Annotated in this window: 12 protein-coding genes; 5 read left to right on the top strand and 7 right to left on the bottom strand. The window is 72.3% G+C overall.

Translation table 11 applies throughout. The features are described 5' to 3' along the window. Positions 1-153 precede the first annotated feature (153 nt). From U8525_RS22080 to U8525_RS22070, 3 genes are read left to right on the top strand one after another with little or no spacing between them, the layout of a single operon-like run. Positions 154-915: a RadC family protein gene (locus U8525_RS22080; protein WP_374268261.1), complete on the top strand. Its 762-nt coding sequence runs from the start codon at positions 154-156 to the stop codon at positions 913-915. Then, positions 915-1,175 carry a DUF3006 domain-containing protein gene (locus U8525_RS22075; protein WP_374268347.1) on the top strand — a complete coding sequence of 87 codons (261 nt, stop codon included), beginning with the start codon at positions 915-917 and terminating at the stop codon, positions 1,173-1,175. Before U8525_RS22080 ends, U8525_RS22075 begins: the two co-directional genes overlap by 1 nt. Positions 1,176-1,230: 55 nt before the next feature. Beyond that, positions 1,231-3,285 (top strand): RecQ family ATP-dependent DNA helicase, encoded by a 2,055-nt coding sequence (locus U8525_RS22070; RefSeq protein ID WP_374268260.1) that lies wholly within the window; start codon positions 1,231-1,233, stop codon positions 3,283-3,285. Here U8525_RS22070 and U8525_RS22065 read toward each other — a convergent pair. Beyond that, a complete protein-coding gene (locus U8525_RS22065) occupies positions 3,282-3,626 on the bottom strand; it encodes a hypothetical protein (RefSeq protein ID WP_374268346.1) in 345 nt (114 codons plus the stop codon). The genes U8525_RS22070 and U8525_RS22065 overlap by 4 nt on opposite strands. 52 nt (positions 3,627-3,678) lie before the next feature. Next, a complete protein-coding gene (locus U8525_RS22060; RefSeq protein WP_374268259.1) occupies positions 3,679-7,587 on the bottom strand; it encodes a tetratricopeptide repeat protein in 3,909 nt (1,302 codons plus the stop codon). 92 nt (positions 7,588-7,679) lie between these two features. Here U8525_RS22060 and U8525_RS22055 point away from each other — a divergent pair, with 92 nt between their 5' ends. Beyond that, a complete protein-coding gene (locus tag U8525_RS22055; RefSeq protein WP_374268258.1) occupies positions 7,680-8,120 on the top strand; it encodes a hypothetical protein in 441 nt (146 codons plus the stop codon). Positions 8,121-8,458: 338 nt separating this feature from the next. Here U8525_RS22055 and U8525_RS22050 read toward each other — a convergent pair whose 3' ends face one another. Together U8525_RS22050 and U8525_RS22045 are read right to left on the bottom strand one after the other, a co-directional pair. Then, on the bottom strand, positions 8,459-9,421 hold the full coding sequence (locus tag U8525_RS22050) for an SDR family oxidoreductase (protein ID WP_374268257.1): 963 nt from the start codon (positions 9,419-9,421) through the stop codon (positions 8,459-8,461). Continuing rightward, positions 9,418-10,272: a lysophospholipid acyltransferase family protein gene (locus tag U8525_RS22045; protein ID WP_374268256.1), complete on the bottom strand. Its 855-nt coding sequence runs from the start codon at positions 10,270-10,272 to the stop codon at positions 9,418-9,420. Before U8525_RS22045 ends, U8525_RS22050 begins: the two co-directional genes overlap by 4 nt. A 91-nt stretch (positions 10,273-10,363) precedes the next feature. On the opposite strand from U8525_RS22045, the gene U8525_RS22040 reads away from it, so the two are divergent. Then, on the top strand, positions 10,364-11,797 hold the full coding sequence (locus tag U8525_RS22040) for a DUF2252 family protein (protein WP_374268255.1): 1,434 nt from the start codon (positions 10,364-10,366) through the stop codon (positions 11,795-11,797). Here U8525_RS22040 and U8525_RS22035 read toward each other — a convergent pair whose 3' ends face one another. The 3 genes from U8525_RS22035 to U8525_RS22025 form a co-directional block, all read right to left on the bottom strand. Next, positions 11,798-12,745: a polysaccharide deacetylase family protein gene (locus tag U8525_RS22035; protein ID WP_374268254.1), complete on the bottom strand. Its 948-nt coding sequence runs from the start codon at positions 12,743-12,745 to the stop codon at positions 11,798-11,800. It abuts the gene before it with no gap. Positions 12,746-12,760: 15 nt separating this feature from the next. Next, the gene (locus tag U8525_RS22030) at positions 12,761-13,471 is read right to left on the bottom strand and encodes a glycosyltransferase family 2 protein (protein ID WP_374268253.1); all 711 of its coding nucleotides are present in this window, start codon (positions 13,469-13,471) and stop codon (positions 12,761-12,763) included. A gap of 78 nt (positions 13,472-13,549) precedes the next feature. Further along, a complete protein-coding gene (locus U8525_RS22025; protein ID WP_374268252.1) occupies positions 13,550-14,863 on the bottom strand; it encodes an NAD(P)/FAD-dependent oxidoreductase in 1,314 nt (437 codons plus the stop codon). Between the last annotated feature and the right edge of the window lie 192 nt (positions 14,864-15,055).

The raw sequence follows: 15,055 nt of genomic DNA, 5'->3' as shown, positions 1-15,055 counted from the left end.
CCTCGCACGCCAGGAGTGCGAGTGGAGCACCGCTGTCCGTCCCGCCACGGGGCCTCTTCTCGCGCCGCTGGACGGCCCGACACGCGCGTCCAGGAGTGCGCCCTGAAGGGCACATGCCTTGCTCAAGCCCGCCGTCGCGTGGACGGAGGCGGGATGGAACGAGGTGGAGAGGCGTGGGCGGAGCCGGGCGAAGGGGAAGCCACGGGTGGCAGGTCGGTGAGGGCGCGCGGCGCGGGCCTGGGGGATGCGCGCGAGCGCCTCTTCCGGCTGGGCGCGGAGGCCCTCACCGACCTGGAGCTGCTGGGCCTCCTGTGGACGGAGGGGTTGGGGGACGCGGCGGACGGCGTGTCGAGGGACGGCCTCAAGGCGCTGGTGCAGGAGGATCCGCGCGTCCTGTGCGCGCGGCGGGGCGTGGGGCCCTCCCGCACGTCCCGGCTGCTGGCGGCGCTGGAGCTGGGAAGGCGGGCGCAGCGCTCCCCGGAGAAGCGGCCCCGGCTGCGCACGCCGAAGGAGGTGCACGCGTACCTGGCGCCCACGTTGAGCGCGCTCCGGCGCGAGGTGTTCCACGTGCTGTGCTTCAACCCGCGCAACGTGCTGGTGCGCGACGCCCGGGTGGCGGAAGGGACCCTGAGCGCGTGTCCGGTGGACCCTCGGGAGGTGTTCGCCGCGGTGCTCGCGGCGAGGGCCACGGCCATCGTGCTCGCGCACAACCATCCTTCCGGGGACCCGGAGCCCAGCGTCCAGGACGTGGGGCTCACGGAGCACTTGGCGCGGATGGCGGGGCTGCTGGGCGTGAAGCTCCTGGACCACGTCGTCGTGGGGGACCACGCGTTCGTGTCGATGCTGGAGCGGGGCATCCTCCCGGACAGCGAGCGGGAGGGGCGGCGCAAGTGCGTCACGGGAGGGGGCTGGTGATGGGGGCGGGCGTGCTGCTGACGCTGGGGGCGAGCCCCGTCCGTGTGGAGGTGCTGGAGGACTCGCGGGCGCTGGTGGTGCGGACCGACGGCGGGCAGGCGTGCACGGTGGAGCGCTGGCGGCTGCCGCCGGGCGCGCGCGAGGGGGACATCGTGGTGGACGGCCGCCTGGCCCCGGAGCGGACGGAGGCGCTGCGACGCGAGGTGGCGCGGAAACGGGCCGCGCTGGCGGTTCCCCTTCCTCCGGGGCTCCAGCTGTGACGCGGGGGCGCGCCGGTGCCCCCCCGGGGGGATTGGCGTTGACGGCCCAGCCAGGATGGTGAACATGCGCGCGATGACGGAGTCCCTGCCCCATTTCGAGGATGCCCAGCAGGGACTGGTGCGGCACTTCGGCCTGTCGGAGTTCCGCCCCGGCCAGGCGCCCGTCATCAGCTCCGTCCTCAGCGGCCGCAACACGGTGGTGGTGATGCCCACGGGCGCGGGCAAGAGCCTGTGCTACCAGCTGCCGGCGCTGCTGTTGCCGGGCATCACGCTGGTGGTGTCGCCGCTCATCGCGCTGATGAAGGACCAGGTGGAGCAGCTCACCGCGAAGGGCATCCCGGCCACGTACATCAACTCGTCGCTGTCGGACGTGGAGCGGGCGGAGCGCCTGCGCAAGCTGCGCGCCCGCGAGTACAAGCTGCTCTACGTGGCGCCGGAGCGCTTCCGCAGCGGCAGCTTCCTGGAGCTGGTGGCCGGGCTGGGCGTGGAGCTGTTCGCCGTGGACGAGGCGCACTGCATCTCCCAGTGGGGCCACGACTTCCGGCCGGACTACGCGCTGCTGGGACAGGTGCGCAAGCGGCTGCGGCCCCCGCGCACGGTGGCCCTCACCGCCACGGCGACGCCGGAGGTGCGCGAGGACATCGTCCGGGTGCTCCTGATGAAGGACCCGGCGGTGTTCGCGCAGGGGTTCGACCGGCCCAACCTCTTCCTGGACGTGGTGAACGTCAGCGGGGACGAGGAGCGCCGGGACGCGTGCGCCGGCCTGGCGGCGAAGGGCGGCAGCGGCATCATCTACTGCTCCACGCGCAAGGCGGCGGAGGGGATGCACTCCGCGCTCGTCACGCGCAAGGTGAACGCGGTGCTGTACCACGCGGGCATGGAGGACGACGCCCGCCGCCGCGCGCAGGAGGACTTCATGTCCGCGAAGGAGGCGGTGGCGGTGGCCACCAACGCCTTCGGCATGGGCATCGACAAGCCGGACATCCGCTTCGTCGCGCACGCCAACATCCCCCGGGCGGTGGAGGCGTACTACCAGGAGATCGGCCGCGCGGGCCGCGACGGCAACCCCGCCACGGCGGTGCTCCTGTTCAACCACGCGGACGTGTACACGCAGGAGCGCCTCATCGAGAGCAGCCACCCGTCCGAGTCCGTGCTGTCGGACGTGTGGGCGCAGCTCCAGGCCGTGGAGGCGTTCGACCGGGGCGTGCACGCGCTCGCGGGCATGGTGGGCGCCAGCGAGTTCGAGGTCTCCGCCGCCCTGAAGATCTTCGAGCGCGAGGGCAAGCTGGAGCGCGGCGGCCGGGGCGAGGGCGAATACGGCATCACGCTGACGGACAGGGCCGCCAGCGCGCAGCCGCACGCGGCGGAGTCCCAGCGGCTGCTGCGCTCGCTGTTGGAGACCTTCCCGGTGGGGCGGCAGGCCACCACGGAGCTGCCCATCCTCGCGCGGCGCACGGGGCTGACGGAGGACGACGTCCGGCACGCGCTGGGCCTGCTGGAGAAGTCGGGCGCGGTGCGGGTGCGCCGTCCGTTCGCCGGGCGCGCCATCCGCGCGCTGGTGCGCGTCCCGTTCCGCGAGCTGACGGTGGACCTGTCCCGCGTGCGTGAGCAGGAGCGGCTCAACCGGCTGATGCTCAAGCGGATGGCGGACTACGCGTACACGCCGAAGTGCCGGCGCGCGTTCATCCTGCGCTACTTCGGGCAGGAGGACGCGGCGGCGGTGTGCGGCAAGTGCGACCGGTGCGCGGGCAGCATGATGCCCAAGCCTTCCGGCGCATCTTCGCGCTCCGCGCCGGCCGCGTCCGGGGCGCCGGTGATGGCGTACAGCGAGCTGGCGTCCACGGAGCTGCGCCGCTGGCGCAGGGACCTGGCCAAGGACCTGGGCATCGCGCCCTTCATCATCTTCAACGACGCGACGCTGCTGGGGCTGGCCGCCGCGCTGCCGGTGGACCGCGAGTCCTTCCTCGCGGTGAAGGGCACCGGCGAGAGCCGCTGGGAGCGCTTCGGCCCCAAGGTGGTGGACATCTGCCTGATGGCGCGCGCGGCGGGCCACGAGCCCCAGGCGGCGCCCGTGGCCCCGCGCATCCGCAAGGTGAAGTCGCGCCGCTAGCCGTTGCCGGGCGGCGGGCCTTTGCCCTCGCGGCTGGCGCGCAGGAGCGCCCACCGCAGCGCGCCCATGATGGCGCCCACCACCAGGGCCAGGAGGAAGATGACGGCCACGGTGACGACACCGAAGACGACGCGCACGCCCAGGTCCGTGATGCGGCCGCTGAAGTACGCGGCACGCAGCGGCGCCATGGCGTGGACCAGCTCCAGCCCGCGAGCCGGCAGCGAGTCCAGCGCCATGGAGAGGCGCTCGACGAAGGGAGCGGGGTACCACCGCCGGATGACCTCCACGACGATGCCCGCCAGCAGGTAGAGCACCGACAGCAGGAAGGCGTTGCCCCACATGACCTGCAGCAGCGGGGAGGACGGGGGCCGCGAGTCGCTCACGTCGACCACGCTAGCGCGACGCCCGGCGCTTGAGGAGCGGAAGGGCCTTCTTCACCCGGTTTGCCTCCGGCGCCCCCCCCGCGAGCCTCAGGAAGGCCTCGTAGGCCGCCACCGCCCGGGGCAGCTCCGAGGACTCGCGCGCCAGCACGTCCGCCAGCGCCAGGTGCGCCATGCCGTCCGTGGGCTCCAGCTCCACGGCCCTGGCCAGCGCCTCCCGCGCGGGGGCCTCCTGCCGCTGCTTGAAGGCCACCAGCCCCAGGGCCAGGTACGCGCGCCCGCTGTAGGGGGCCAGCTTCACGGCCTCGTCCGCCGCCGCGCGGGCCTCCTTCACGGCCCCGGCTCCCAGCAGCACCCGCGCCAGCGTCGTCTGGGCGAAGGCCTTGTCCCAGACGGTGGGCGCCTTGTCGGCCAGGTCCTGCAGCGTGCGCGCCGCGCCACGGCCACCGCCCGGCAGCTGCGTGTAGAGCTCGCCCACGCGGCCGCACGTGGCGTCCGGGCCTTCCCGCCGCGCCGCCGCGAAGGCCGCGTCCGCGCTCTCCACCTGCCCCTGGCGCAGGAACGCCTGGGCGATTTCACAGAAGGTGTCCGGGTCCTTGGAGTTCAGCTTGTTGGCGCGCTCCAGCGCCGAGAAGCCGCCCTTCGCGTCGCCGTTGGCGAACAGGAGCGCCGCGCGAAGCCGCTGCCCCTCCGCGTCGTCCGGCGCCAGCTTCACCGCCCGGCCGGCCGCCCCTTCCGCCTCCTTGCGGCGGCCGGACTGATACAGCGCCAGCGCGAAGCCCTTCTGCGCGGCCGCGTTGCCCGGGTTGTCCAGCTGCCACGCCTCGAACTGCTTCAGCGCCTCCGGGGTACGGCCCAGCGCCAGGAGCGCGCGGCCCAGGGCATCGCGGGCCTCGCCGTGCGCGCCGTTGCGCTCCACCGCCTGCGTCAGCGGCTTGAGCGCCATGTCCGGCAGGCCGCGCGACAACAGGAGCCGCCCCAGCGAGCACGCGCCCTCGTAGTCGCGAGGATCCTTCAGCGCCTCGTCGAACTGGGCCTGCGCCTTGTCCAGCGCGCGCTCGCGCCAGTACACCTGCCCCAGCGCCACGCGCAGGTCCGTGCGGGGCTTCTTGGCCAGCGCCTTCTCCAGCACGTCGCGCGCCTGGGCGCTGTTGCCCTCGTTCGCGTCCGCCAGCGCGAGCCACGCGACGGCCTCCGGCGGGTAGCGGTCGTTCACGCGGGTGCGGCCCAGCTCCGCGCGGGCGCGCTTCCAGTCTCCGAGCCGCGCGTACGCCGCGCCCCGCACCAGCGCCACGTCGCGGCCCCCGTCGGCCTCCAGCCGCTGCAGGGCCTCCTTCTCGCGGTCGCGGTCCACCAGCGTGCGCCCCAGGCCCTCCTTCGCGGCCTCGCTCTTGGGCTGGAGCTTCAGCGCGGCCTCGTAGGCCTGCTGCGCGGCCTCCAGCTTGCCCGCCGCGCGGCCCGCGGCCCCGAGCGCCAGTTGGAAGTCCATGGCCAGCGGCCCCTGCGTGCCCTTGGAGAGCAGCGCGCGCGCCTCGTCGTACTTGCCCAGCGCGGACAACAGCTCGCCGTGCACCAGCTGCTGACGCGGCTGGAGCGCGGGGGGCAGCCTGGCGGCCTGCGCGAGCGGCGCCACGTCCGCCAGCGCCGCGTCCAGGTCCTGCTCCAGCCCGAGCCGGCTCTCGGCCATCCCGATGCGGGCGACCGGGTGTTCCTTGGAGACCTCGCGCGCGCGCTTGAACATCTCCAGCGCCTGCGGGAAGTCCTTCGAGGCGAGGTAGTAGTCGCCCAGCGCCACCAGCGCGCGGACGTTGCCCGGCGACGCCTTGAGCGCGCGGTCGAAGCGGTCCAGGGCCTTCTTCTCATCCTTGGCCGCGAGCAGCACGCTGCCCGCGAGCGCGTGCACCTCCGTCACGTCGTCCTGCGAGGCGAGCAGCGCGCGGTGCGCGGCGTCACGGGCGCGGTCGTCGGCGACGAGCGCGTTGGTGGCCAGCACCAGGCCGTTGAAGCCCTCCTTCACGCCCGGCTTCTCCAGCGCCTCCAGCGCCAGCCGGCGGTCGTCGGCGTTGCCGCCGTGGTCCAGGTAGCGCAGCGCGTGCGCGTAGCCCGTGAGCGCCCACGCTGCGGGGCTGGACTCGTCCATGTCGCGCGCGCGCTCGAGCTGTCGGAGCGCCTCCTCCAGCGAGGCGCCCGTGTCCTGCGCGACGGCGCGCTTCGCGAGTTCCAGCGTCTCCGACAGCGTCTGGCCGCCCTGGCGGGAGCGGTAGAGGATGAAGAAGCCAGCACTCGCGCCCAGGAAGATGAGCGCCACGAAGAGCGCCACGGTCTTCGCGCCATAGCGTTCGATGAGGGACTGCTTCGCCCGCTCCTTGGCGATCTTCTCGTGCATCTCGCGCTCGTACTTCGCCGCGAGCGCCTCCGTGTCCTTCGCGTTGGCCGCCGCCTTGTTGCGCGCCGCGGCCGCCGCCAGCTCCGTCGCATCCGGGATGTCGTCCAGCAGCGAGCGCTTGCCACCGCCCGGAGCCTGGGCCACCGGGGCGGGCGTCACCGGCGCGACCGCGCGAGGCCGCACCGCCTCCGGAGGCGGAAGGTCTCCGAGCAGTCCGCCGCCCTGGGACGCGGAGGGCGCCTCTTCGGGAGGCGCGTCTGGAAGGTCCGCCAGCATCCCGGCCTTGCGCCCATGCCCAGAGGCGCCCGGATCCGCGGACACGGAAGAGGCCCCCGCGCTTGGATCCGACGGCGCACCGTCCGCCGCCTCACGCGCCGGATCCACGCCGCCGCCCAACCCTGGTTCCTGGCTCGGATCCGCTCCGGCGCCCGACGCCGCGCGTCCCTGCCCCGAGCCCGGCTCCGCTCCGGCACCCGACGCCGCGTTCCTCCTACCCGAACCCGGCTCCTGCCCCGGATCCGCTCCGGCGCCCGACGCCGCGTTCCTCCTGCCCGAGCCCGGCTCCTGCCCCGGATCCGCTCCAGCGCCCGACACCGCGTTCCTCCTGCCCGAGCCCGGCTCCTGCCCCGGATCCGCTCCAGCGCCCGACGCCGCGTTCCTCCTACCCGACCCCGGCTCCTGCCCCGGATCCGCTCCAGCGTCCGACGCCGCGCGTCCCCGCCCCGAACCCGGCTCCTGCTCCGGATCCGACGGACTGCCCGCCGCACGCCCACGTCCCGACGAACCCGGCTCGCGGCCCGGATCCGACGCCTCTCGTCCCCGCCCTGGATCCGCCGGGTCCACGGGGCTCGCGCCCCCAGCATCCGCTGGCACCGGTGCCCCGGAGGGAGCAATCGGCCCGCCATGCGCCTCGACGGCGCCAACCTTGGAGGCCTCCTGCGCATCCGTGCCCCCCGCGGGCGTCTCCGTCCGAGCAGGACGGCGCGGCTCCAGTCCGGCCGCCGCGGCGGCACGCGCCTCGAATGCGGACGGGTGCGCCTCCGACGCCGGCGGTTCCGACGCTTCCTCCGCGGGCGCGGCCGACGGGGTCGCCAGGGTGCCCAGGTCCTCGAAGATGGGTGCCGGTCCACCGGACAGCGCCTGCTGGGCCTGGTCCAACCACTGCTTCACGCGCCCGTTGTTGGGCTGCAGCGCCACGGCCTTGCGCAGAATCGGCAGCGCGGAGCGGTACAGGCCACGCTGCAGGAGCACGTCGCCAATCAGGTTGTAGGCGTACGGGTTGTCCCGCTCGATGGCGATCGCCTGGTCGAACTGCTCCATCGCCTCCGCGGGCCGCCCCAGTTGGATGAGCGCCTTGCCCCACAGCACCCGCCCCACGATGGAGGTGGGGTGGTGGGAGATGCCCTGCGTACACACCTCGATGGTGCGCTGCGCGTCTCCCTTCTCCAGCAGCGCCTTCGCCAGCTCCACGAAGACGGAAGAGGTCGGGTCCTGCCGGAGGAGCTGCTCGTAACGCTCCACCATCGACTTGGCCATGTTGAGTCGCGACTCCGGTGCGGTTGGCGGGGGAGCGCGGACCATACCACTGCCCTCGTCCGTTCCGCCCAGCGGCTGGTAGCGTCGCGCGCATGAAACGCCTGCCTGCCGTGATGGTCGCCCTGGTCCTCGGTGGGGCCTGTGCCCACACCCCTCCCAAGGGAGACCTGGAAGCGCTCCAGCCCGTCGTCGAGGGCTTCCACAAGAACCTGCGCTGGAGGAACTACCGCGCCCTGTCCAGCTTCATCGTCCCCGAGGAGCGCAAGGACTTCGAGCGCCAGCGCCGGGAGCTCCACGACGACCGCGACCTCACCGTCACCGACTACGAAATCGAGGACGTGAAGCTCTCCAACGACGGCCGCCGCGCCACCGTCCACAGCCGCATCCAGTGGATGCGCCTGCCCTCCGCCACCGAGCAGACCGACGCCGTCACCTCGGAGTTCATCTTCCGGGACGGCGTCTGGCTGCTGGAGAAGCAGCAGTCGGGCCCCTTCGCGGGCGAGCTGGAGCCACGGGAGACGCCGTCCCCGTAGCCCGCAAAAAAGTCGCCCACCGTCTCGGGGCCGGCCGAGACGATGGGCGTCGAGGGTTCCCCCATGGAACCCCCTACCAGGGTGACGATGTCGCGCGGTACTTCCGGCCCGCTGCGGCGCCGCCGTGTTGCCTGGTTTCTAGAGCAATGCCGATGCCAACCTCCGCGCCCCCTCCCCCACCCTGGGGTTCCCACGGAAAATCAGGCACTTGCCGGACCTCATTCCCCGCCACCACCGCCCCATGTCTGACAGTGTTGTCAGGTCGTCCCTGGCACCCCGCCACGTCCCCTCTGACACGCATGTCAGGCAGCGCAGGCAGGGCCCCGAAAAGCCACCAGCTAGTCCCCGATGACGGAGCGGATGGTGTCGCGCATGGAGTGGCGGGCCTTCCAGCCCACGTCCTGGACCCAGCGGTTGCCATCCACGGCGCAGAGGAACTGGATGTGGTCCAGCTCCGGCGGCGGGAAGTTGGCCAGCCGGTAGCGGAACATCAGGCCCAACAGCGGCCGGGCCACGGGGTGCGGCACGGGGATCGCGGTGTGGCCCAGCTCGCGCAGCACCGCGGACAGGGGCACCTGGCCGGGGCCCACGACGTTGTAGACGCCCTTGGGCTCCGGGCGCAGGGCCTCCACCATGGCGCGCGCGACGTCCTCCACGTGGATGAGCTGCACCATGGGGTCGAAGCCCGCCATCGTCCACGGGTGACGCAGCCGCAGGTAGTTGGACGGCGCGTTCTTGATGGTGGGCCCCACGATGTGGACGGGCCGCAGGATGACCGTCTCGATGTCGGGGTGCTTCCAGAAGAAGCTGTGCGCCAGCATGTCCACTTCGATGAGGTCTCGCACGCCGGAGAAGCGGCTCGCGGCCATCAGCGGCGCGTCCTCCGTGAGGAAGTTGGAGTTGTCCGGGCTGGGGCCGTAGACGTTCGCCGAGGACAGCACCACCACCTTCTTCACGCCGTACTTCGCGCAGTACTCCAGCAGGCGCGTGGTCCCCACGACGTTGAACGAGTGGTGCTCCTCCTCGCTCATGCGCGGGTCATGCATGATGCCCATGTGGATGACGGCGCGGACCTCGTTCTTGCGGAAGACGTCCTCCGCCTTCTTCTTGCGCAGGTCCAGCTGGTGCATCTCGACGTCCTTCGGCTTCCCGATGAAGGGGCGCCGGTCGATGCCGATGATGCGCTCGCGCTTGTGCAGCAGCTTGGCCAGCGTGCGGCCCAGGTTGCCGCTGATGCCGGTGACGACGACGGCCGGGCGCTTGTCCGCGACGGCGTCCTTCTCTTCGTTCGAGGCGCTCACCAGAACACACCCCGGCGTTCCTTGAGACCCTGGTGGAGCATCGCCTGGATGGAGGCCTTCACGGTGCGCACCTTCTTGTCCAGCTCGCTGTCCTCGTCGTCCGCGCGGCCGGTGAAGTGGAGCGCGTCGCCGAAGTAGATGCGGTACTTCGTGGGCAGCGGGAAGGGCGTGCCCGTGGGGGTGATGGGGAAGGACGGGAAGCCCAGCAGCTTCGCCACGGGCTTCAGGTTCATCAGCGCGGGGGCCTGCTCCTCCGCGCCCACCACGGCGATGGGCACGATGGGCGTGTTCGTCTCCAGCGCCAGCCGCATGAAGCCCAGGCCGAACTCCTGGAGCTGGTAGCGCTGCGGCCACAGCTTGTTGAGCCCGCGCGTGCCCTCCGGGAACACGAGGATGGCCTCCTCCGCCTCCAGGAGCCGCCGGCAGTTCTCCGGCGTGCCGACAATCTGGCCCACGCGCGCCATGAACGTGGAGACGTACGGCAGGGACGGCACCCACTTCTCCACCATGCTGCGGATGGCGCGCGGCGGGTTGCCCTCCACCATCAGCGCGATGCCGATCATCGCGCCGTCCAGGGGCAGCTGGCCGGAGTGGTTGGACACCAGCAGCACGCGGCCGGCGGGGACGCGGTCCGCGCCGTAGGCCTCCACGCGGAAGTAGTGGCGGTAGAGCCACATGAACGGGGCGATGGCGGCCAGGCTGTAGTCCAGGTTGAACCCGAACGGATCCACCCCGTACTCGTTCTCCGTCCGGGCCAGGGCCTGGAGTTGGTCGGACTGCTGCGGGCCCGCCATGCGCTCGGTCCAATCGCGCAGGCCCTTCTTCACCTTGTCGCTGAAACGCTCCAGCATGGGCCCGCTCTTAGCACCCCCGCCCGCACACCGGGAGTGGGCCGACAACCCGCGAGGCCCTTCTGACGATAATCCGCCGGAAGGTCCCCCCATGCGCATCCCCACCAAGCCCTCCCCGCCCTCCCGGACGTCCGCCTCGGGCTCCACCGTCGCCGCCACGGTGCTGACGCTCGCCTCCTCCGGTGCCGCCGCCGGGCGGCTGGCCTCCGACGTCAGCGACTTCCAGCCCCAGGCCGCCACGTCACGGATGGGCAACACAGTGGCGGTGAACACGCCAGCCTCCCAGCGGGCCAAGGCACCCGCCCTGGAGCGCTCCCCCTCACAGGCCGTGACCTTCGTGCGCGACTTCAACGCGCGGCTGGACCTGCCGCCCGCGCGCCTGAAGGAGAAGCTGGCGCAGATGCGCGAGAGCCCCTCCGCCCTGTTCCGCGCCATGCCCGCCCTCTTCCAGGCGGACCTGCGCGGCCCGTACGCGCAAGCCGCGCGGCTGACGGACCGTCCCGCGCCGGACATCCGCGTGGTGGGCGACGCCCACGTGGGCAACCTGGGCACGTTCCGGGGGCCGGACGGCAAGGCGGTGTGGGGGCTCAACGACTTCGACCAGACGGGCACCGCGTCGCCGGAGGCGGACCTCACGCGCCTGGCCACCAGCGCCGTGCTCACCGCGCGCGAGGCGGGACTGTCCGCCAGCGAGCAGGCGAAGGCGGTGGAGGCGCTCGCCAGGAACTACTTCGAGACGCTGGAGATGCTGGCGCACGGCGACAAGAACCCGGGGGCCTTCCTGGACAAGAAGGAGTCCTCCGGCCCGGTGAAGGACCTCATCGAGAAGGCGCGCGACGCGTCCGCGAAGGACGCCCTGTCCAAGTACGTGAAGCTCGACGGCGCGAAGGGGCCTCGCTTCGTCAACTCGGACACGCTCAAGCCGCTGGACGCGGAGCGCAAGGCGGCGGTGCGCACCGCGCTGGCCTCCTACGAGAAGACGCTGGACGGCACGGAGGGCGTGGCCGTGCCCTTGAAGGTGCTGGACCTGGCGGAGCGGCTGGACGCGGGCGGCAGCAGCTACGGCCTGGAGCGCGACTACGTGCTCCTGGGCGCGGCGGATCCGAAGGCGCCCCCGGTGCTGCTGGAGCTGAAGGAGCTGCTCGCCTCCGGGGTGACGTCGCCGCCGGTGCCCGCGAACGGCGCGGACGTGGTGAAGGCGCAGGAGGAGCTGGGCGGCGCGGTGAGCCCGCTCACGGGCGCGGTGACCATGGGCGGCCGGGCGTTCCTCGTGCGCGAGGTGGAGCCGGAGAAGGACAAGCTGGACGACGCCGTGCTCGGGAAGAAGAAGTCCCTGCGCTCCACCTTCGAACAGGCGGGCGTCGTGCTGGCCCGGGCCCACGGCAACACGCAGGCGCAGGCCGCGCGCCTGGAGGACTGGGTGGGCCAGGACACGAAGGAGGCCACGAAGCGGCTGGTCGCCTTCGCGCAGGCCTACGCGGATCAGGCCGAGGCGGACTGGAAGGCCCTCAAGGCCGCCCGCTGATCAGAGCGACGCGGCCAGCTGCGCCGCCGCGTCGCGCAGGGTGACGACGCCGTAGTCGTCCTTCAGCCACTGGAAGATGCTGCGCAGCCGCTCCAGCTTCTTCGCGGCGCTCACGCGCAGGTCTCGCTGCTGGCGCACCAGCGCCGGCGGGATGCCGTCCGTGGCGTCCAGCACGTCCACGCCGTGCAGCTCGAAGTTGAAGAAGGCATCCGCCCGGCACGAGCGGTACGCGGCGCGCATCGTGCCGCGAGGCAGCGTCGTCGCGAACGTGCCGATGAACGGGAAGCGCACCACCGGCGTCACCGTCATGGGCAGCTCCAGCACCGGCCCGGCGCCACGCCGGTAGGGCTGTGCGGGGTCCGGCCGGTACGGCACGCGCGGCGCCAGCAACACCCGCGGCGTGTCCAGCACGGAGCGCGACGGCCGCCCCAGCGCCGCGAGCGCCCCCATCACCGCCGCCTTCGCCGCGTAGTACGGGGCCGCCGGGAACGCGGACGAACCATACAGGTAGCCCTGCTGGACGGTGGCCGCGTACAGGTCCGCGTTCAGCGTGTAGCCCGGAGCGCGAAGCCCCGACGGGCGCACGCCCACGGCCCGCTGGATGGCCGCGTCCGCTCGCGCCAGGTCCGCCGCGATGGCCTCCGCCCCGCGCCGGGTGAGCGCGTAGTCATGGGCGTGGCTGTGGCTGGCCACCTCCACGCCCGCCGCGTGGGAGCGCCGCATGCCGTCCGCCGCGCCGGGGTCCGCCTCCAGGTCCTCGCCGATGACGAAGAACGTCCCGGGCACCCCCACCGCCGCGAACAGCTCCAGGAAGCGCGGCACCGCCACCCGGTGCACCAGCGTGCGGGCGCGCGCGTCGAGCAGGGACTCGGGCAGCCCGTGGATCCGGCAGTAGTGCGGCAGCGAATCCAGGTCGACGGAGATGGACGCCAGGCGCGCCGCCGTCATGAGGCAACCCTCCGCTCAGGTCCCGCGGACGCGGATGACGTAGAACAGCTTGCCCACGTTCTTGAGCACGTTGGGCACGCGCTTGAAGAGGTGGATGGACGGCTGGCGCTTCTCATGGAGCTGGATGGGGATCTCCATGACGTTCAGCCCCTCGCGCCACGCGCGGATGACGAACTCGCTGGCGAACACGTCCATGTCCACCACGCACTTCTGGATGACGGGCAGCAGCGCCTCCCGGCGGAACGCCTTCAGGCCGTGCGTGTCCGTGCCCTGGAAGCCCAGCGTCACGCGCAAGAGCTTGTTGTGCACCCGCGTGGCCGCGCGGCGGATGAGGGGGCGCTGGTCGCTCGCGCCCTTGGCCGCCTTGGAGCCCACGACCATGTCCGCCTCGCCGCGCTCCAGCCGGGGCAGCGCCGCGTCGTAGAACGTCAGGTCACACAGGTCGATCTCATCGCAGACCACGTAGGTGCCCTGGGCCTTGAGGATGCCGGCCTTGAGCGCCACGCCGTAGTTGGGCGTCTCCGAGTGGAACCAGCGCAGGCGCGGGTGCCTCGCGCAGAGCTCCTCCAGGAGGCGCGGCGTCGCGTCGCGCGAGCCGTTCTCCGCGAAGATGATTTCGTAGTCGAGCCCGCGAGCATCCAGCCCCTGGCGCAGCTCCTCGGCTGCCTGGGCGATGATGGACTCCTCGTTGTAGACGGGGATGACGACGGAGAGGTGCAGGGCCATGGTTCCGGAGATGCGAAGAGAAGGCCTCGGGGCCTAGCACGGCCCCGGACCACCGTCGACAGGAGACGACTCCCCGCGTCAGCCGTTCAGCGTCCGGGCGCAAGCCCGCCCGTCCAGGATGGCGTCCTCCATGGAGGAGTATTCCCACTTTCCATAGCGCCCCGCGACGAGGATGCCCGCGTGCGCCAGGAAGCGCTTCACCTCCGCCATCGCGGGGCCGTAGGCGTCGTCATAGAGGACATACGCGTTGGGAATCTGGCGCCCCTTCGCGAAGAGGATGTCGTCCGCCGAGTGGATCATCCGCGAGCGCACCAGGTCCTCCACCGCGTACTTCTCCGCGTCCGCCACGGACAGCTCGCCGTGGTGGCTGAACTCCACGGAGAAGCTGGCCGTGTCCGGCGGGGCCAGGGGCGCGTACACCGCAGACGGCGCCCCGATGCGGTACGAGTGGAACTCCGGCTCCGGCAGGTAGATCCAATGCCATGGCTGGCGGTTCGCGCCCCGGGCCCCCACGCACACGTACGTGACGATGAACGCGCGCAGGCGCTTCGCGGCGGCCCGCACCTCGTCCGGCACGCCAGCGGCGCCCTTCCCGAGGAGCTCCACCAGCGTGGGCAGCGCGATGGAGGACACCAGCCCCGAGTACGGCACGGTGCGTCCGTCCGACAGCGCGACCTGCTTCGCCTTCCAGTCGATGGAGACGGGCTCGGTGTGCACGCTCAGCTCGCCGCCCTTGAGGTGCTGTTTCATCGCGCGGGCCAGGCTCTCGATGCCGCCCTCGCGCGGGTAGAGGAACGACGCGTTGTAGCCCAGCTGATCACTGCCCGCGCCGAGCGCCCCGTCCACGACCTCCTTGAGCGAGGGGCGCGGCACGAACCGGCCCACCCACGCGGCGGACATCTCGCGCGGGTGCACGGTCCAGAGCTTCTGGTTGTAGGGCAGCATGAAGTTCTTCGCGAAGCCCTCGCCCATGTAGCGGAGGATGAACTCCTCGAAGTTGACGGGGTCGCGCTCGCGCAGGGCGCGGCCCTTCTCCCCGTAGATGGCCTCCACGTAGCCGATGAGGTTCTCCGCGACGACCTCCGGCGGCAGCCCGTGGGTGTTCACCTGGTAGGGGAAGCGGGTGAAGGTGTCGCGGGAGAAGACGGCCGCCCGGCGCTGGATGCGCACCAGCTGGTCGGGGAGCCAGAGCGTGTCGACCAGCTCCTGGATCTCCGGGTCGCGCAGGTGGAGCCAGTGGCCGGTGGGGTCGAAGTAACACCCGTCGATGACCTCGGTCTTGATGAGGCCTCCGACGCGGTCGGACTTCTCGATGAGGCGCCAGGGGCGCTGGAGGAAGAGGGCGGTGGACAGGCCCGCCAGACCCGCTCCGAGGATGACGATGGGATCCATGGGCCGCCGTCTACCACCACGGGAGGGGCCCTGGAAAAGGGACGCACACCCCTGGTGTTGGCGGGCGCCCGGCCTCCTGCCCGGCTGGGTGACAACGGTGCGCCCCGAGGACGCGTTCTTTCCGGGCTTGAAACGGCTCTGCTAGCCTGCACGCGCCGCGCGGACCCTCGCACCGCCCCGTCATTGCTGCGC

Source organism: Corallococcus sp. RDP092CA, assembly GCF_041903675.1.
In the GTDB taxonomy this organism is placed as follows: Bacteria; Myxococcota; Myxococcia; order Myxococcales; family Myxococcaceae; genus Corallococcus.
This window is presented reverse-complemented; position numbering and strand designations above follow the sequence as displayed.